Annotated in this window: 14 protein-coding genes; 9 read left to right on the forward strand and 5 right to left on the reverse strand. The window is 63.0% G+C overall.

What is annotated here, in order from left to right:
• Positions 1-65: 65 nt before the first annotated feature.
• From recF to dnaA, 3 genes are all read right to left on the reverse strand, one after another.
• Entirely contained in the window at positions 66-1,166 is a 1,101-nt protein-coding gene (gene recF / locus ACVOMF_RS04755) for a DNA replication/repair protein RecF (RefSeq protein WP_481508238.1), read from the reverse strand.
• Positions 1,167-2,396: 1,230 nt separating this feature from the next.
• Positions 2,397-3,497, reverse strand: coding sequence for a DNA polymerase III subunit beta (dnaN, locus tag ACVOMF_RS04760; RefSeq protein ID WP_057629944.1), 1,101 nt, complete (start codon positions 3,495-3,497; stop codon positions 2,397-2,399).
• Positions 3,498-3,864: 367 nt separating this feature from the next.
• Positions 3,865-5,193, reverse strand: a complete 1,329-nt coding sequence (dnaA, locus tag ACVOMF_RS04765; RefSeq protein ID WP_481508239.1) for a chromosomal replication initiator protein DnaA — start codon at positions 5,191-5,193, stop codon at positions 3,865-3,867.
• Between the two features lie 252 nt (positions 5,194-5,445).
• On the opposite strand from dnaA, the gene rpmH reads away from it, so the two are divergent.
• The 8 genes from rpmH (at position 5,446) to ACVOMF_RS04805 (ending at position 15,527) form a co-directional block, all read left to right on the forward strand.
• Positions 5,446-5,586, forward strand: coding sequence for a 50S ribosomal protein L34 (rpmH, locus tag ACVOMF_RS04770; protein ID WP_006404565.1), 141 nt, complete (start codon positions 5,446-5,448; stop codon positions 5,584-5,586).
• Positions 5,583-6,086: a ribonuclease P protein component gene (gene rnpA / locus ACVOMF_RS04775; protein WP_481508240.1), complete on the forward strand. Its 504-nt coding sequence runs from the start codon at positions 5,583-5,585 to the stop codon at positions 6,084-6,086. The genes rpmH and rnpA overlap by 4 nt, the downstream gene beginning before the upstream one ends.
• Positions 6,086-7,795 (forward strand): membrane protein insertase YidC, encoded by a 1,710-nt coding sequence (gene yidC, locus ACVOMF_RS04780; RefSeq protein ID WP_481508241.1) that lies wholly within the window; start codon positions 6,086-6,088, stop codon positions 7,793-7,795. Before rnpA ends, yidC begins: the two co-directional genes overlap by 1 nt.
• A gap of 258 nt (positions 7,796-8,053) precedes the next feature.
• Positions 8,054-10,735 (forward strand): polysaccharide deacetylase family protein, encoded by a 2,682-nt coding sequence (locus ACVOMF_RS04785; RefSeq protein ID WP_481508242.1) that lies wholly within the window; start codon positions 8,054-8,056, stop codon positions 10,733-10,735.
• Positions 10,736-10,738: 3 nt separating this feature from the next.
• On the forward strand, positions 10,739-12,088 hold the full coding sequence (gene mnmE / locus ACVOMF_RS04790; protein ID WP_481508243.1) for a tRNA uridine-5-carboxymethylaminomethyl(34) synthesis GTPase MnmE: 1,350 nt from the start codon (positions 10,739-10,741) through the stop codon (positions 12,086-12,088).
• Between the two features lie 60 nt (positions 12,089-12,148).
• Positions 12,149-12,535 (forward strand): VOC family protein, encoded by a 387-nt coding sequence (locus tag ACVOMF_RS04795; protein WP_481508244.1) that lies wholly within the window; start codon positions 12,149-12,151, stop codon positions 12,533-12,535.
• Between the two features lie 213 nt (positions 12,536-12,748).
• The gene (locus ACVOMF_RS04800; protein ID WP_481508245.1) at positions 12,749-14,365 is read left to right on the forward strand and encodes an ATP-binding cassette domain-containing protein; all 1,617 of its coding nucleotides are present in this window, start codon (positions 12,749-12,751) and stop codon (positions 14,363-14,365) included.
• Between the two features lie 127 nt (positions 14,366-14,492).
• Entirely contained in the window at positions 14,493-15,527 is a 1,035-nt protein-coding gene (locus ACVOMF_RS04805) for a glycerophosphodiester phosphodiesterase (protein WP_481508246.1), read from the forward strand.
• A gap of 330 nt (positions 15,528-15,857) precedes the next feature.
• On the opposite strand, the gene ACVOMF_RS04810 is transcribed toward ACVOMF_RS04805, so the two are convergent.
• Both ACVOMF_RS04810 and ACVOMF_RS04815 read right to left on the reverse strand, forming a co-directional pair.
• Positions 15,858-16,643 carry a rhomboid family intramembrane serine protease gene (locus ACVOMF_RS04810; RefSeq protein ID WP_481508247.1) on the reverse strand — a complete coding sequence of 262 codons (786 nt, stop codon included), beginning with the start codon at positions 16,641-16,643 and terminating at the stop codon, positions 15,858-15,860.
• Between the two features lie 96 nt (positions 16,644-16,739).
• Entirely contained in the window at positions 16,740-17,699 is a 960-nt protein-coding gene (locus tag ACVOMF_RS04815) for a TerC family protein (protein ID WP_481508250.1), read from the reverse strand.
• Between the two features lie 284 nt (positions 17,700-17,983).
• Here ACVOMF_RS04815 and ACVOMF_RS04820 point away from each other — a divergent pair, with 284 nt between their 5' ends.
• Positions 17,984-19,153: a class I SAM-dependent rRNA methyltransferase gene (locus ACVOMF_RS04820; RefSeq protein ID WP_481508248.1), complete on the forward strand. Its 1,170-nt coding sequence runs from the start codon at positions 17,984-17,986 to the stop codon at positions 19,151-19,153.
• Positions 19,154-19,270 lie beyond the last annotated feature (117 nt).

The raw sequence follows: 19,270 nt of genomic DNA on the forward strand, positions 1-19,270 counted from the left end.
CGGGCATGAGAGATAGGGGATGACGTTCCGATTATACCTGCCGGGGGAATTTCCGCCCTGAAGGCTCAACTTACTGCAGTGATGGTGCCATGTTCCACGTGGAACACAGCTGCCGGCTGCAGTTCTGCTTCCAGCGCAGCCGGTGTTTCAGTTGCAGTGATGAATATCTGTGCAGGCGTTGCCGCCAGGTACTGCAGCACACGTTGCTGGTGATTGCGGTCCAGCTCCGAGCCCAGGTCATCCAGGGCGATTACCGGCCATTCGCCGCGTTGGCTGGCGTAATCATCGGCCTGCCCCAACAAACAGGCCAAGGCGGTGAGCTTGGCTTGCCCTCGCGATAGCGCGTCACGGCCGGGAATCTGCGTGAAACCAACGCTCCAATCAGCCCGATGCGGTCCCACCGAGGTATAGCCTGCGCTTCGGTCGCGCTCGCGGGCCAGCAACAGGGCATCGCCCAACGACATCTCGTGCCGGCGCCAGCCCGGTTGCAGTTCCAAAGCACTCAATTGCAGGCCTGGGGCCAGATCCGCAGCGATCCCGACCGCCCGATCCTGCAACCGCTCCAGATAATGCTGGCGGCGAGAGGTGAGGGGAGTGCCAGCTTCGGCCAGCTCCCAATCCCAGGCATCCAGCTGTTTGCCCGGCGCGCCCATCTTCAACAGCGCATTGCGCTGCTTCAAGGCCCGCGTATAACGGCGCCACAGGGGAAGAAAGTCAGGTTCCACGTGGAACAATCCCCAATCGATGAAGCGCCGACGGGGCTCGCTGCCGCCACTGACCAGGGCATGGCTGCCTGGTTCGAAGGTAACAACAGCCAGCGCAGCGCAAAGATTGCCCAATTGCGCCACGTCTTCGCCATCCAAACGGCCTTTCCAGGCCTGTCCGCTGTGCCGCAGCCCTGCCCGGCGCGATGAAACGCCCAGTTCTGCGTTGCTGCGTTCCTGCCATTCAACAAAAACGTCCAGATTCTCGGCGCCTTTCTGCACCAGCCCATCACGAACGCGGCCTCGGAAGCTGCGGCCATAGGCCATCAAGTGCAAGGCTTCGAGCACGCTGGTCTTGCCGGCGCCATTGGCGCCGGTAATCAGGTTTATGCCGGGGCGGGGAGCCAGTTCCACCGAATCGAACCGACGCACGCGGTTCAAGGCAACACGGACGATATGCATTGACGCTCGAAAGAAAGCACGACGCCAGCACGGGGGCCGTGGCTGGCCATGCGCAGCTTAAAGCATCCACCAAGTTCGAGCAGCCCGATATGCAGGTCAAGTGCGATCGGTGATCCAGCGTCTATGAGTGCCACGTGGAACATCGCCGGATTTCTTCAAATCTGGACAGAGCTGTGGGCACCAGCACTGCAGATTTCGCGGAAACACGATGTTTTTTTGGGCTTGTATAGGTCCGGGTACAAGCCCTGTGTATAAGTTGGGCAATCTGTGGATAAAAGTGCCCTTGAGAGACCTCTTCGACCTTATCCACAGATATCCACAGGCTAGAAGCCCTGTTTTACAGGGGGTTTCAACGCCAATAAGACGATGTAAAACAAACACTTAAGGTAGTTTTACATAAAATCTGCTCCTACCATCACCACCAAGCTTTTGATTTATTCTCAGATTTAAAGCATAAAGCTGACAAAACAGGCCGCCAGAAAGGGCGAAAAGCCAGAGCTGTGAATCTTTGAATTCTGGCTCCTGGGATCCAGCTCTTGCTTTCAGATTTCAAGAAATCTGATGTCGATCTAAGCCAACAGCCCCGTCCGCCATGCCAGCCCTTTGCAGCGGTCCTGGAATCGGGTCTGATTTCTTGAATTCTGATCGACTGGTCTGGGCCCCGGCTTCCGGATTTCACGGATTTCGTTGTTCGCCTTGCTCCGCCGATCCGGCTCTATGTTCGGATCGGGTATGAACCCCTGAAACATCGAAGACGTTGAGCCGATGATCTTTGATCTCGGCGACAGCCTCGAAGGTTCAACCGGACCATGTTCGTTCAGAGCTGCCGGTGCAGCCGGAGAGGGATGAGGCTCTGTGGAACAAAGACTCCCGGTGAACGCCGAAGCGAACGGACCAGGCAAGAATTCCAGCGCTGCGATTCCCATGTACTTCGAAGGCAGTGGCAACGCCTATCGGCATGGATTGGACCCCAGCATCCGGTATCAGTGCCTGACTTGTTGCCTGCGAAGGAAGCTGGAAGACATCGGGTGGGGGCATGTGGGCCGGTGATTTGCGGCAATTCCGCTGTTTCGCTGTGGAAGCAGGTCGAAAGGGACAGCCAGTAGCCCTGAAACCGATGACTTCGGGGACTTCCTTGGTGTTCCACGTGGAACCTCAGGCAGAACCAAAGCCCACAAAAAAGCCCGGCACTGAGCCGGGCTTCTTCGTGTTCCACGTGGAACCTACGGGTTAGAGACGCAGCGGCATCACCACGTGACGCGACTTCTCACTGCTGGCTTCACGCACTAGTGCCGAAGAGTTGGAATCGCGCAGCTGGATGACAACGTGCTCATCGCGCAGTGCCGACAGGGCATCGAGCAGGTAGTTCACGTTGAAGCCGATGGCCAGATCGCTGACTACGGTATCGGCTTCGATTTCTTCCTGGGCCTCTTCCTGCTCCGGGTTATGCGCGCTGATTTTCAGCTGGCCCGGGGTTACTTCGACGCGAACGCCGCGGTACTTCTCGTTGGAGAGAATCGCCGCACGCTGCAGCGAAGCACGCAGGGTTTCGCGCTCGACCTTTACTTCACGGTCTGCGCCGATCGGAATCACTGCCTCGTAATCCGGGAAACGGCCATCGATCAGCTTCGAGGTGAAGGTGACATCGTCGCGCTTCATGCGCACATGGCTGCGACCGACTTCCAGCTCGACCTCGCGCTCGCCGCCTTCCAGCAGACGTTGCAATTCGGTCACGCCCTTGCGCGGCACGATGATCTGGCGCTTGGCGCCGTTATCGTTTTCCAGCGCGGTTTCGCACAGCGCCAGGCGGTGGCCGTCGGTTGCGACGCAGCGCAGGATGCTGTCGCGCAGGTCGAACAGCAGGCCGTTGAGGTAATAGCGCACGTCTTGCTGCGCCATTGCGAACGCAGTGCGCTCGATCAGTTCCTTCAAAGCTGCTTCCGGTACAACGACGCGCTCGGTAGCTTCAACTTCGTCAACCGACGGGAAGTCGTTGGCCGGCAGAGTTGCCAGGGTGAAGCGGCTGCGTCCAGCCTGGACGGTGATCTTGTCGCCCGTCTGCGAAACCGTGATGCGGCTGCCGTCGGGCAGGGCACGGATGATCTCGAACAATTTACGCGCCGGGATCGTGGTTTCGCCGTCCTGGGCATCTTCGACCGCGATGCGGGAGACCATTTCGACTTCCAGGTCGGTACCGGTCAGCGAAAGCTGGCCGCCCTGAACCTGGACGAGGAAATTGGCCAGAACCGGCAGGGTCTGACGGCGTTCAACCACGTTGACGACCTGGGCCAACGGCTTGAGAAAGGCTTCGCGCTGCAGTGTGAAACGCATGTGGTTTCGTGCCCCTATGCTTTTAAAAGATGTGGATTAAATCAAAAGCTTGGTGGTGCTGGTAGAGCCAGATTTGGCTTAAAACACACCTAAGTGTTTGTTTTTAAATGTTTTATTGAAGCTGAAACCCATGTATTACTACCGCTGAGCAGGTGGGTGAACCTGTGGATAATTTTGACGCGGTTTTGCCGACCAATTTTATCCACAACTTCTCCAAAACCTGCCCCCGAATCATGCACCGTTTTGTGCGATGACGCCGCAGTGGCGTCGGTGCATCATTCGCTCCACTTCCAGCCCAGACCTCGCTGCCCCAATGGTTTTTCCATCTGTTTCATCGATGAGCGTTCCAACAGGGCAGCGCCGGGGCTTACTCGCTGAGCTTGCGGATCAGCTTTTCCCAGTCTTCGCGCAGCTTGCCGTCGGTTTCCATCAACGTGCGGATCTGGCGGCAGGCGTGCAGCACCGTGGTGTGGTCGCGGCCGGCAAACGCATCGCCGATTTCCGGCAGGCTGTGTTCGGTCAGTTCCTTGGTCAGCGCCATGGCGACCTGACGCGGACGGGCCAGTGAACGGGTGCGCCGCTTGGACAACAGATCCTTGATCTGCAGGCCGTAGTAGTCGGCAACCGTTTTCTGGATATTGGGGATGCTGATGGCTTGTTGCTGGGCACGCAGAAGATCGCGCAGGGTTTCCTGGGCAAACTCGGTGGTGATCGCGCGGCCGGTGAAATTGGCGCGGGCGGTCAACGTATTGAGTGCACCTTCCAGATCGCGCACGTTGGAGCGCATCTTCTTGGCAATCAGGAACGCCACGTCGTCCGGAATCTCGGCGCCGCGTTCGCGGGCCTTGGCCAACACGATGGCAGCACGGGTTTCAAAGTCCGGCGGCTCGATGGCCACCGACAAACCCCAGGCCAGACGTGATTTCAGGCGGGCTTCCAGGCCTTCCACTTCGCGCGGGTAGCGGTCGCAGGTCAGGATGATCTGCTGCTTTCCGTCAAACAAGGCGTTGAAGGTGTGGAAGAACTCTTCCTGGGTGCGGTCTTTGCCGGCGAAGAACTGGATGTCATCGATCAGCAGCGCGTCCACTTGCTGGAACTGGCGCTTGAACTGGTCCATGGACTTTTCCTGCAGCGCACGGATCATCGCGCTGAAGAACTGTTCCGAACGCAGATACAGCACTTTTGCAGCCGGATTTGCCTGGCGCATGGCATTGCCAGCGGCCAGCATCAGGTGGGTTTTACCCAGACCGGTGCCGCCGTACAGCAACAGCGGGTTATGTGCACGATCACCCGGCTTTTGCGCCGCCTGGAATGCCGCCGCCAAACCGAGCTGGTTGCTGCGGCCTTCGACGAAATTGGTGAAGGTGTAGTGGGCGTCGAGGTTGCCGTTGAACGGCACTACCGGTGCGGCCGGCACATGGCTGGCGCTCGGGGTGACCAGCGGGGCCGGTTCCGGCGCCCGCGGACGCGAGCCGATTTCCAGGATCACCTCGCCGAAACCGGCGAAATGGGTCAGCAGTTCGCCGATGCGCGGCAGGTAGCGTTCGCGCACCTGGTCGACGATAAAGGCATTGGGCGCGTACAGCACAAGGCTGTCAGCGCGTTGGTCGGCCTGCAGCGGCTTCAACCAGGTGTGGACATCTTCGGGCGGAAATTCCGCCTCCAGACGTTCGAGACAACGTGTCCAGGCATCCATCAGCAATAGTCGTCAAAGGCTTGCCAGCCGGGCGCAGAAAGCCGCCGGGCCACAGGCCGGAAGGGGGAAAGTGGATGGCTCAGACTACCACCGCAGGCCCGATGCGGGAATGCTTGTCCCGGTTTTATTCACAGGCTCATCCACAAGATGTACACCGGGCTGTGGATAGCTTTGTCAAGCGAGACTTGACGCGACCCCGGTAGGGTCTATAGAATTTCCGGTTCTTTCCGTCCACTTCATACAGGTGCCCCAATGGCCACCAAGCGCACGTTCCAGCCCAGCAACCTCAAGCGCAAGCGCGATCACGGTTTCCGTGCTCGTATGAAGACCGCCGACGGCCGCAAGATCCTGTCGCGTCGCCGCGCCAAGGGCCGCAAAGTCCTCAGCGCTTGATTGCGTTGCCGCGTGAAGCGGCAATCGCAACACCGATCGTGATCAGTACTTGCCCGCGCAAGCGATTCCCTCGCTCTGCGCGGGTTCGTACGCGTGCCGAATATACAACGGTCTTCAACGGCGCCCGCCGTGTATCCGAACCCTTGATGACACTCCACTGGTTGAAAGGGGATTCCCCTGCTCGACTCGGCTTGGCTGTGTCACGCAAGGTGGATACGCGTGCGGTCGGTCGTAACCGTATCAAGCGTGTGTTGCGGGATGCAACACGCCATCTACGGTCGTGCCTGAGCGGTGGCGATTACGTCATCGTCGCCCGATCCGCGGCCAAGACAGCCAGTAATCAACAGATCCGTGAGGCGTTCGAGCGCCTGCTGCGCCGTGCCGGCGCATTGCCCGTTGTGGCTGCGGGCGGCACAATGCCGCCGCACGAGGGCGCACCCGCCCCTCTTCCTTTGAACGTACCGGACACTTCCTCCGGTCGAGCCGAGCCTGCCTGCTGATGAACCAGACCCGTGTATTCCTGATTTTTGCCTGGCTGATGGTAGCCGTGCTGCTGTGGATGGAATGGGGTCGCGAAAAGGCCGCACCGGATCCGGCAACCGTGGCCGCCACCCAACCGGCTGTGCCGAGCGCCAATGACGTCGATCTGCATGCGCCGGCCACCGCCGACGTGCCGCAGGCCACTGTTCCGGGCCAACCGCCGGTTGCTGCCGCCGCTCAAGGCATGGAAGCTGCTGCCAGCGCCCAGCGCGTGACCGTCACCACCGACGTTCTGAAGCTGGTGCTCGACGGCCGCAGCGTGCTCGACGCCGATCTGCTGCACTTCCCGCAGACCAAGGCTGCCGGCAGCCCGCCGGTGCAGCTGCTGACCGAAGACAAGGCGCACCCGTACAGCGCCACCGCCGGTTGGGCCAGCCAGAACAACTCGCCGGTGCCCGGCGCCAACGGCTTCCAGCCGGTGCAGGGTGTCACCACCGTGGCGCTGGCTGACGGCCAAAACGAAGTGCAGGTGCCGTTCGTGTGGAATGGCCCGAATGGCGTCAGCATCCACCGCACCTACACCTTCAAGCGCGGCGATTACGCCATCAGCGTGAAGGACGAAGTGGTCAATACCGGCACCGCGCCGTGGCAGGGCTATGTGTTCCGCAAGCTGGATCGCGTGCCGCCGGTGATCAGCAAGGGCATGACCAATCCGGATTCCTTCAGCTTCAATGGCGCCACCTGGTTCAGCCCGGCTGATGGCTACCAGCGTCGTGCGTTCAAGGACTACATGGAAGACGGCCCGATCAACCAGACCATCAGTGGTGGCTGGGTGGCGATGCTGCAGCACCATTTCTTCACTGCCTGGATTCCGCAGGCTGACCAGTCCGCGCTGTACCTGCTGTCACAGAACGGCCCGCGCAACGTGATCGAAACCCGCGGCCCCGGCTTCACCGTGGCACCGGGCCAGAAGGTCAGCACCGAGGCCCGCCTGTGGGTGGGCCCGAAGCTGGTCAACCAGATCGCCAAGGAAGACGTGAAGGGCCTGGACCGCGTGGTCGATTACAGCCGCTTCTCGATCATGGCCATCATCGGCCAGGGCTTGTTCTGGGTGATGAACCAGGTGCACAAGCTGGTCGGCAACTGGGGCTGGGCCATCATCGGCCTGGTGATCCTGTTGAAGATGGCGTTGTTCCCGCTGGCCAATGCGCAGTTCAAGTCGCAGGCCAAGATGCGCAAGTTCCAGCCGCGCATCGCGCAGCTGAAAGAGCGCTACGGCGACGACAAGCAGAAGTTCCAGACCGCAATGATGGAGCTGTACAAGAAGGAGAAGATCAATCCGCTGGGTGGCTGCCTGCCGCTGCTGATCCAGATGCCGATCTTCTTCGCCCTGTACTGGGTGCTGGTGGAATCGGTGGAACTGCGTCAGGCACCGTGGCTGGGCTGGATCCAGGATCTGACCGCACGTGACCCGTACTTCATCCTGCCGATCATCAACATCGCGGTGATGTGGTTCACCCAGAAGCTGACCCCGGCTGTGGGCATGGACCCGATGCAGCAGAAGATGATGCAGTTCATGCCGCTGGTATTCGGCGTGATGATGGCCTTCATGCCGTCCGGCCTGGTCCTGTACTGGGTGGTCAACGGCGGCCTGAGCCTGCTGCAGCAGTGGTGGATGATCAAGAAGCACGGCGAAGACGCGCCGAGCAAGGTGATCGAAGCCAAGTAAGCAAAAGCCCGCCGCAAGGCGGGCTTTTCGCATGTGGGGGCAGGCGAAGACAGAGCCTTCGGTTGATCGGCTGTTTGTGGGAGCGGTGTAAGCCGCGAAGCCGGTTCTGCTGAAACCTTCGGGACCTATGCGATCTGATGCTGTGCTTGCTTCGCGGCTTACACCGCTCCCACAAACAGCCAGCCGGCGTCACAAGCTTGGCTTTTGCCTGTGGCGTTAGAATCACCACATCTGTTGCACCCTTTCCCTGAGCCCGCTATGCCCCGTTCGTCGTTGCGCCGCCTGATCCTGCCTGCCGTGTTGCTTGCCGCTTTGACGCTTGCCGGCTGTTCCAAGCAGGACGAGACCGGCACCGCGACGCCAACCCAGGCCAGCGCGCAGGCTGCCGCCGCAGCCAATCCAGCGGCCGCACCGCTGTTGACCGCATTGCAGAAACAGTTGGACGGGCACCGCCGCATCGTCGTATTGCTGGCCGACGAAGCGCAGCAATCGCCAGCCGACCGCCAGACCTCCAGTCGCATCGGCCAACAGCTGTTCCATGACGGCCTGGAACAACGCCAGGCCATTGCCGCGCAGTTCGACGCCTTGCTGCGTGACCCCAACCCGCAGCGCTTCGCTACCCTGGGCACGGTGCTGGATTACATCGAATCCTCGCCCGAGCTCTACGACGCCGATCGCCTGGCCTTCCGCGAAATACTGCGCGAACTGCATCAGCGCGTCGGCGCGGACTCCTCGTTGCCGGCGGTGAAGCTGCACCAGCGCATCGGCGAAGACCTGGACGCACTCGACGAGATCGAGCGCAACTACAACCAGGAACTGACCCGCATCTTCAGCCGCTTCGAGCGCACCCGCGCCATCGAGCTCAAGCGCGAGAAATGGGACGACTACGTCGCCCACCTCAACACGCTGTACAAGCGCGACGCCATCCTGCGCGACTTCGGTGTGATCGAGCCCTACCCGATGTCGATGCAGGACAGCGACCGCGAAATCTTCGGCCGTGACCTGCCGGCCAAAACCGTGGTGCTGACCTTCGACGATGGCCCGCACAAGGCGTACACCGATGAAGTCGTCGCCATCCTGCAGCGCTACGATGTGCCGGGTGTGTTCTTTGAAGTGGGCCGCAACCTCGGGGCGGTCGAGGCCGATGGCAAGGTCAAGCTCGGGCCGATGGCTGGCATCAGCCGGAGCTTGATGGAACACGGCTATGCGGTCGGCAACCACAGCCTGACCCACGCGCAGCTTTCGCGCACCACTGGCGATGCGCTGCGCCAGCAGGTGCTCGATACCGATACCTTGCTCAAGGGTGTGGATGCCAAGCGCGCACCGCTGTTCCGCTTCCCGTATGGCGCGCGCAATGCCGAAGGCCTGCAGCTGCTCAACGAAGCCGGCCTGAAATCCATCATGTGGAACATCGACTCGATGGACTGGGCTGACCCGGTGCCAGAGTCCATCGTGCAGCGCGTGGTCGACCAGGTGCAGAAGGAACAGCGCGGCATCATCCTGTTCCATGACATCCACGACCGCGCGGTGAAGGCACTGCCGCAGATCCTCGACAAGCTGATCGCCGATGGCTACCAGTTCGCCGGTTGGAATGGTCGTGATTTCAGCGTCAGCCGCGCGCGCAAGGGCGCGGTCGCCGATACCACGGTCACCACCGGCTACGAAAAATCCTGGGCGATCGTCATTGGCATCGATGACTACGCCAAGTGGCCCAAGCTCGAATACGCTGGCCGCGACGCCCAGTCCATCGCCGATACGCTCACCGGCCAGTTCAGCTTCCCGTCCTCGCAGGTGATCGTGCTGAAAAACCAGCAGGCCACCCGCAACAACATCCTCGCTGCCTTCCACGACCGCCTGGCCGATGAGCGCACCGGCAAGAACGACCGCGTGTTCGTGTTCTTCGCCGGTCATGGTGCGACCCGCCAGCTCGCCTCCGGCCGTGACCTCGGCTACATCATTCCGGTGGACTCGGACCCGAACGAATTCGCCACCGATGCCATCGCGATGACCGACATCCAGAACATCGCCGAGAGCATGCAGGCCAAGCACGTGCTATTCGTGATGGATGCCTGCTACAGCGGACTTGGGTTGACCCGCGGCGGCGGCAGTTCGTCGTCCTTCCTGCGTGAGAACGCCCGCCGCAGCGCGCGGCAGATGTTGACTGCCGGCGGCGCCGACCAGCAGGTTGCCGACAGCGGCCCGAACGGGCATTCGGTATTCACCTGGGTGCTGTTGCAGGCGCTGGCCGGCAAGGGCGACCTCAATGGCGATGGCCTGATCACCGGCACCGAGTTGGCCGCGTATGTGGCGCCTGCGGTGTCGGCGGTATCGCGGCAGACCCCGGCCTTTGGCAGCCTGCCCGGTTCGCAGGGCGGCGAGTTCGTGTTCCAGGTGCCGGACAGCCAGGAATTCCTCAACGCCGATACCCGCCAGCTCTCGGCCGACGCCATTGCCCTCAACAGCCGTGTCGATGCCGCGCAGGACGCCAAGCCTGCGGACAAGACCGAAGCGCCGGTAACGGTCGCCGATCTGCAAGGCGGCAAGAGCACCCTGGTGGTGCCGGCCGCCGTACCGACTTCGGACCGTCAGCGCGCGCAGCAGGCCAACGACCGCGGCCTGCAGCTCTACCGCGAGAAACGCTACGACGAAGCGGTGGCGCAGTTCACCGAAGCACTGAAGCTGCGTCCGGACTTCGCCCAGGCAGCCAACAACCTCGGCTTCGTCTACTACCGCCAGCAGCGCTATGCCGAAGCTGCGCGCTGGTTGGAGAACACCTTGAAGATCGATCCTTCGCGCGCGGTGGCCTATCTCAATCTAGGTGATGCCTACTTCAATGCCGGTGACAAGGTGAAGGCCAAGCAGGCCTACAGCACCTACCTGGAGCTGCAGCCGCAAGGCAGCGGCGCCGCCCAGGCCCGCGCACAACTGCAGAGGCTGTAAGCCATGAGCGACGTGTCCACAGGCCAGACCATTGTTGCCATCGCCAGCGGCGCTGCTGCCGGCGGCGTTGGCATGCTGCGTGTCTCCGGTCCGCAGTCACTGCGGATTGCGCTTGCATTGGGTTGTCCACAGCTCAAGCCGCGTCACGCCCACTACGCCAAGTTCCGCGATGACGCAGGCGAGGTCATCGACGACGGCATCGCCCTGTACTTCCCCGGTCCGCGCAGCTTTACCGGCGAGGATGTAGTGGAACTGCAGGGCCACGGCAGCCCGGTTGTGCTGCGCCAGCTGCTGGCCCGTTGCATCGAACTGGGTGCGCGCCAGGCCCGCGCCGGTGAGTTCAGCGAGCGGGCCTTCCTCAACGGCAAGCTCGACCTGGCCCAGGCCGAAGCCATCGCCGACCTGATTGCCGCCGGCGACGTGCGCGCCGCGCGTGCCGCGCGGCGTTCGCTGGACGGCGTGTTCTCACGCCGCGTGGAAGAGGTGGGCGAGCAACTGGTGCGGCTGCGCATCCATGTTGAAGCCGCCATCGACTTCGCCGACGAGCCGCTGGATACGCTGGGTGGCGCGCAGGTGCGCGCAGGCATCGAGCAGACCAAGGCCTTGCTTGCGCAGCTGCGTATCGATGCCGAGCGCGGCCGCAAGCTGCGCGATGGCCTGCATGCGGTGCTGATCGGGCCGCCGAACGCCGGCAAGAGCTCGCTGCTCAATGCATTGGCCGGCAGCGAGCGGGCCATCGTCACCGACATTGCCGGCACCACCCGCGACACCTTGCGCGAGACCATCCGCATCGACGGCCTGGAGCTGGAGCTGGTCGACACCGCCGGCCTGCGCGAAGGTGGCGACGCCATCGAACGCGAAGGCATGCGCCGCGCCCGCGCCGAGATGCAGCGGGCCGACCTGGCCATCGTCGTGCTTGACGCGCGTGACCCGGAAGCGGGCAGGGCAGCCATTGGCGATGCCGCCGCACAGGCCGCCCGCCAACTTTGGATACACAACAAGTCCGATCTGCTGCCGCAGTGGCCGCAGGAGTTGGGCGAAGACAGCATTGCCCTGTCTGCCGCTAACGGCGAAGGCCTGGAACTGCTGCACGCACGCCTGCGCGAGATCGCCAGCCACGGTGCCGGCGAGGGCATGCAGGGTGAGTTCTCCGCGCGCCTGCGCCACGTCGAAGCGCTTGCCCTGGCCAGCGAACACCTCGATGCCGCCGATGGCCAGCTGCACTACGACCAGCTGGAACTGGCCGCCGAGGAACTGCGCCTCGCGCATGACGCACTCGGCGAAATCACCGGCCGCATGACCGCCGATGACCTGCTCGGCAGGATTTTCTCGAGCTTCTGCATCGGCAAATAGTGCCGGCGTTGAGCCACCGGCCGGCAGCGGCCAGACAACCCAAAAGTCAGGAGGTAGGTGATGTTTTCGCACATCGTGGTTGGCGCAAATGACATTGAGGCATCCAAGGCGTTCTATGACGCGCTGCTGTCCACGCTCGGCGCAAAGCCGGGCTTCGTCGATCCCAAGGGCAATGTGGTGTATCTCCACGCCGGTGCCTTGCTGATCGTCGGCCATCCGCGCAACGGCGAGCCGGCCACCCATGCCAATGGCGGCACCATCGGCTTCAGTTGCGCCTCTCCTGAAGTGGTCGAAGCCTGGCACGCGGCAGGTGTTGGCCACGGCGGCATGAGCGTGGAAGACCCACCGGGACCGCGGCAAAGCCCGTTCGGTCCGCTCTATCTGGCGTATCTGCGTGATCCGGCCGGCAACAAGCTGTGTGCCACGCACCGTGCGGCGCAGGCCTGAGCATCGGCTTTCCCGACTACGGCGGCGTGGCCAAGAGCGCGCCGCCAGTTACTGACAGTTCTGTTTGCCACCGTTAGGCTAGGCCCTGTTACGGGATTCCCCCGCCAACGGAGTCAGTCCAATGCGCCATTGATGCCACCGTCTTGATGACGGTCCCTACCAGTCCCTGCTGCCGCTGGCGGCCGGGTGCTTCGGGCATCGATGGAATACCGCATGACAAACTCAAATTCCGTGACGCTGGATGGCGTCGCGTGGCACACGCCCGATGGGCGCCGCCTGTTCTCCAACCTCAACGCACAGTTCGATGACCGGCCCACCGGGCTGGTCGGCCGCAACGGCGTGGGCAAATCCGTGCTCGCGCAGATAGTGGCCGGGTTGCGCCAACCCAGTGCCGGGCACTGCCGTCGCATCGGTGAGGCCTACTACCTTGCACAACAGGTACGGCCACAAACAGGACAGCGCGTAGCCGAACTCGCAGCTGTGGATAAGCGTGTGGATGCATTGCGCAGGATTGAAGCAGGAAGCACGCTGCAAGCGGATTTCGACACGATTGGCGAGCAATGGAGCCTGTGTGAAACCCTGCAGCAGGCCTTGGCTGATGCAGGCCTGCACGGCGTTGATGCCGATACACCTGTGGATAAACTCAGTGGCGGGCAATGCATGCGGGTCGCCTTGGTGGGTGCATTGCTGCAGCCGGTGGAGTGGCTGATCCTCGATGAACCCAGCAATCATCTCGATCACGCCGGCCGGCACTGGTTGGCCGAGCAACTGCAGGCGAGGAAACAGGGCCTGATCCTGGTCAGTCACGATCGCCTGTTGCTGCAACAGGTGGAACGCATCGTCGAACTGTCACCGCAGGGGCTGCGCAGCTACGGCGGCAACCATGCGTTTTATGCACAGGCGCGTGCTGGCGAACGCGCTGCAGCCGAGGCCTTGCTGCAGCAACGTCGGCACGAACGCCGCAAGGGCGAGCAGGCACTGCGGGAACAACGTCAGCGGCTCGAACAACGCAGCGCGCGCGGCAACCGCGAGGCCGCCAACGCCAATCAAGCGCCGATCCTGCTTGGCCTGCAGCGGCAGCGTGCCGAAGCCAGCCTCGGCAAAGCACGCGCGCAGCTTGATCAGCGCCAGACACAGCTGCACGACGCGGTGCGCGAGGCACAGGCCGATAGCGAGGCTGCCGCCCCGGTATTGCTGCTCCCAAACGTGCAAACCAGCGGACCGGAGTGGGTGGTGCGTTCCACCGAGCTGCAGCTGCCACACGTAGCACCGGCGCTGCGCGCGCTGGACTTCAATCTGCGCCGGGGCGAACGCGTTGCCATCACCGGTGCCAACGGTGTGGGTAAGTCGACGTTGTTGAAGGTGTTGGCCGGACAGCTGCCAGCGCTGGCTGGCGAGGTGAGCGTGCAGGTGCCAGCGGCTTTGCTGGATCAGCAGCTGCAGCTGCTACCCGCGCAGAGCAGCGTGCTGGAGGCCCTGCGCCTGCGTAATCCGGCCATGGCCGAGAGCGAGTTGCGTAGCCGGTTGGCCTTGCTTGGTCTGGATGCAAACCAGGTACAGATGCCTTCTGGCCTGCTCAGTGGCGGGCAGCGGCTGAAAGCCGGCCTGGCCTGCGCGCTGTACGCCGATCCACCGGCACAGCTGCTGTTGCTGGACGAGCCCGGCAATCATCTGGACCTGGATGCGCTGGCGGCTCTGGAAGACCTGTTGCGCCAATACCAGGGCAGTCTGTTGCTGGTTTCGCATGACGAGGCGCTGCTGCAGGCCATCGGCATCAGCGCCCGCCTGCATGCCAGTGCCGGTGGCTGGGAGTGGCAACGCAATCAGTGACGTGATGTTCTTCCGCACGTCACATGCGGCCGTCATGCTGCGCACCTTGTTTTCGATTGGAGTAGTGACGGTGCGAAGCTGGGCCTGGTTGATGGCGGTGGGGGTTGGCGTGGCATGCTGTTGGGCAATGGACAGCTCAGCCGCGCAGACTTATCCCCAGGTTTCGGTGTACGCGCACCGCGGTGCCAGCGCACTGCTGCCCGAGCACACCCTGGCCGCTTATGCACAGGCCATCAGCGACGGCGCCGATTACATCGAGCCGGACCTGGTGATGAGCAAGGACGGGGTGATGCTGGCCCGCCACGAGAACGAGATCGGCTCGACCACCGATATCGCCAGCCATCCCGAGTTCGCCAGCCGCCGCACCCGCAAGCTGATCGACGGCCAGCAGGTCGAAGGTTGGTTCACCGAAGACTTCACCGTCGCCGAGCTGAAGACGCTGTACGCGCGCGAGCGCCTGCCGCAGATCCGCGGCACCGCCTTTGATGGCCAGTTCCGCATCGCTACGCTGGACGAGATCATCAGCTTCCTGGTGCAGCAGGCTGGGCGCGCCAACCGCGGTATCGGCCTGGCGCCGGAGATCAAGCACGGCAGCTACTTCAAGAGCATCGGCCTGCCAATGGAGGACAAGCTGCTCGCCAGCCTGCAGGGCAACAGCTACACCAAGGTCGCGCCGATCCTGCTGCAGTCCTTCGAGACCGCCAACCTGCGGCAGATCCGCGGCAAGCTCGGCAAGGACAGCAATATCCGCCTGCTGCAGCTGTTGAGCAGTGGTGATGAAAAGCCGGCCGACGTAGCGCTGGCCGGTGGCAGCCTGACGTATGCACAGATGATGACGCCAGCAGGCCTGCGTGATATCGCCAGCTATGCCGATGCGATCGGTGTGGAACGGCGCGCGCTGGTGCCGCTGGACGCGCAGGGCAAATTGGCTGCGCCCACTGCCTTGATCGGCGACGCGCATGCGGCCGGCCTGCAGGTCGTGGCCTACAGCTTCCGCCCGGAAAACCCGTTCCTGCCGCCGGCACTGCGCCAGGGCGCGGAGAATGCACGCAACCCGGACGCCTCGGTGGCCGAGATCCGCGCCTATCTGCAGGCAGGCATCGATGCGTTCTTCACCGATGATCCGGCGCTGGGGCGACGGGCGGTGGATGGTGGTTCTTAAGTGCTGAAGAGCTGAAGAGCTGAAGAGCGACCCTTCCCCAACCCGTCCGGCCCGAAGGCACAGCCTTCGGTCGTTCATCAGGCCGCGCGCCAATGGCGCGCAAGCAGGCCTTCTTCACCCCCTTGGCTGCGCCAAAGGAAGGGAGCAGTTCTTGGCAATCTGACAGCCCGCAGCGCAGCCGCTTGGCTCCCTCCCTTTGGCGTAGCCAAGGGGAGGGCTGGGGAGGGGTTAGCTTTTAGGCCTTTCAAGCATCGGCAGCTTCGCGGCTTATGCCGCTCCTGCAGGTTGCTGGTTCGCTGGTAGAGCCTCTGCCGAGCTACCGTGCGGCGCTTAGGGCCGCTCGTCTGAATCCCGCCTGCGCAACGGCACCACCACCTCATAGTCACGTCCTTCGCGCGGCTGCCACAGCACCGGCACCTGGCCCGGTGCGGGCGGTTCCAGTTCGTTGTCGGCCTGGGCCAGTTGTTCTTCTTCTTCGTCTTCCCAGCTATAGCGTTTGCGTGCAGCGCGCGGGTCGACGTTGCGGAACAGCAGCGCGGCGATCACGCCGGCGGCGGCACCGCCCATATGCGATTGCCAGGAAACGCCCGGCTCGTGCGGCAGGATGGTGATCAGCATGCTGCCGTAGAACAGGAAGCCGATCAGGCTGGCGGCGATTGCCGGCCGGTCGCGGCGCAGCAGGCCGAGCACGAAGACCAGGAACATCAGGCCGTGGGTCAGGCCACTGGCACCGAGATGGCGGCTGCCGGCCTCGCCCAGCATCCAGGCGCCCAGACCGGAACCCAACCACAGCAGGGGCAGGGCACGCAGGGTGGCTTTGGGATAAACACTGCCGGCCAGCGTGCCGAGAATAAGCAGGGCGACCGCATTGGCGCCCAGGTGTTCAATCGAACCATGCAGCAAGGGCGCGCCAAGCAGGCCGGCCAGACCGCTGGCTTCAAGCGGCGCTACCGCCCAGGGCCGCCAATCCCAGCCGCTGCTTTGCAGGGCGAACATCGCCACCAGCAGCAGGACAAAGCCCAGGCTGATGTTGAACGCGCGCAGCACGCGGCTGCGGTCGTTGCGGGCGGTGGTGGCCGGCGTATCGCCGGTGTCAGGCAGGGTTGGCGTGTCCATGATCAAGGGATTGCGGCGCCTTCGGCGAAAGCCAAGGGCGCCGCGCATGGGAACTGGCGTGCCACCGACGGGACAATCCCGCCGGTGGCGCCGACATCAGGCCTTGTGGCCGCCCTTCGGCGGAATCTTCAGGCTCAGGATCACGGTGGCGACCAGGACCGCGGCAACCACACCCAGCGAAACCGGCACCGGGATCTTGAAGATGTCGATCAGCAGCATCTTGGTACCGATGAAGGCCAGGATGACGGCCAGACCGTAGGGCAGCAGGTGGAAACGGTCGGCCATGCCGGCCAGCAGGAAGAACATCGCTCGCAGGCCCAGCACCGCGAACACGTTCGAGGTCAGCACGATGAACGGGTCGGTGGTGATGGCGAAGATGGCCGGGATCGAGTCCACCGCGAAGATCACGTCGGTGACCGCGATCAGGATCAGCACCACGAACATCGGGGTGAACCAGCGCACGCCATTCTTTTCGGTGACCAGGTTGTTGCCGCTGTACTCGTGGGTGATGCGCAGGTGCTTGCGCATGAACTTCAGCGCCGGGTTGTTATCCAGGCTGGGTTCCTCGCTGGCGGCGAACCACATCTTCCAGCCGGTGTAGAGCAGGAAGGCGCCGAACACGTAGAGCAGCCAATGGAACTGGGTAACTAGCACGGAACCGGCGAAGATCATGATCGTACGCAGCACGATCGCGCCCAGGATGCCGATGATCAGCACGCGTTGGCGCTGGGTCTCCGGCACCGCGAAGTAGCCCATGATCAGCAGGAAGACGAAGATGTTGTCGACCGCCAGCGCCTTCTCGATCAGGTAGCCGGTCAGGAACTGCAGGCCAACTTCATTGGCAACGGCCGCACCTGCGGTCTCGTGCAGGTAGTACCAGAGGCCGGCGTTGAAGGCCAAGGCCAGCGCCACCCAGCCCAGTGACCAGTAGATGGCCTCCTTGAAGGTGACTTTGTGCGGGCCGCCGTGGCGCATCAGCACCAGGTCGATCAACAGCGCGGCAATGACGACGGCTATGAAGCCGCCCCACAGCCAAGGATTACCAATTGTCTGCATCATGGGAAAAATTCCGGTCGTGAACGGGGATATCTCGGAACCACAAAGGCCAAGAGCTGGACACGGAATCGGGGAGACCGGGGACAGAGCTTCGCCTATGCGGCGAAGGTCTTGCTCACAGTTCCAATGGCTGGAACTGCCGTTGCACCGGAGTCTTGCGACTCGAACTGACGGCGACAACGTCTGGGAGCTACTCCCCTTCTGGAGCGAATAGTGCAGCCTGTGCCTATTACAGTCAATGAATACGCTGCAGGCTGGGGGCGGTGCCCGGCTACAATAGCGCCATGAATACCCCACTCCCCGTCGTACGCCTGAAGAACGCGTGGCGCTCCAGCCACCCGTGGATTTTCCAGAAACTGGTCGAGAAGCCGACCGTCAAGCCCAAGTCCGGCACCATCGTCGATGTGGTCGGCGTGGACGGCGAGTGGATTGGCCGCGGCTTCTACAATGGCCACTCGCGCATCGCCGTGCGCATCCTGGAAACCAATCCGGACGTAGCGGTGGACCAGGCCTGGTTCGCGCAGAAGCTGGCGCAGGCGGTGTCGCTGCGCCGCGATGTGTTGAAGCTGGACGCAACCTCCAATGCCTGGCGCGTTGTCCACAGCGAAGGCGACGGCCTGTCTGGCCTGGTGGTGGACCGCTATGACGACCTGCTGGTGGTGGAGTTCTTTGCTGCCGGCATGTTCCGTCACCGCGAGTGGATCTACGAGGCGCTACGCGACCTGTTCCCGGGCTGCCGTTTCCACAGCTTCGCCGACGAACACGTGCAGAAGCAGGAAAGCTTTGATTTCCACGGCAACACCACCACCGAACCGGCAGTGATCACCGAGTACGGCATCAAGTTCCGCGCCGACCCGGCCGGCGCGCACAAGACCGGTTTCTTCGCCGACCAGCGCGAGAACCGTGAGTGGCTGAGCCAGCAGGTGGAAGGCAAGACCGTGCTCGACCTGTGCTGCAACACCGGTGGCTTTGCGGTGTACGCCGCAGCACGCGGTGCGGCCGAGGTACTGGGCGTGGACATCGACCAGGACGTGATCCAGATCGCCAAGGGCAATGCGCGTTTGAACAACGCCAAGCCCAAGTTCGTGCAGGCCGACATCTTCCCGTGGCTGCGTGATGCGGCCAACCGTGGCGACCAGTACGACGTGGTGATCCTGGACCCGGCCAAGATGACCCGCGACCGCGACCAGGTCATCACCGCGTTGAAGAAGTATCTGGACATGAACAAGCTGGCCTTGGGCGTGGTCAAGCCCGGCGGCCTGTTTGCCACGTTCTCCTGCACCGGCCTGGTGGCCGAGGACCAGTTCCTCGACATGCTGCGCCGTGCCGCCTATTTCTCGGGCCGCACCATCCAGATCCTGAAGGTAGCCGGCGCTGGCCCGGACCACCCGTTCATGGCGCACGTGCAGGAATCGCGTTACCTCAAGGCGGTGTTCTGCCGCGTGCTGGACTGAGGCAAAAGCGACCCCTCCCCAACCCGTCCGGCCCGAAGGCGCAGCCTTCGGTCGTTCATCAGGCCGCGCGCCCAAGGGGCGCCAGCCCGGCGTGTTGACCCCCCTGGGTGCGCCCAA

It is taken from the genome of Stenotrophomonas sp. STEN022, assembly GCF_056760155.1.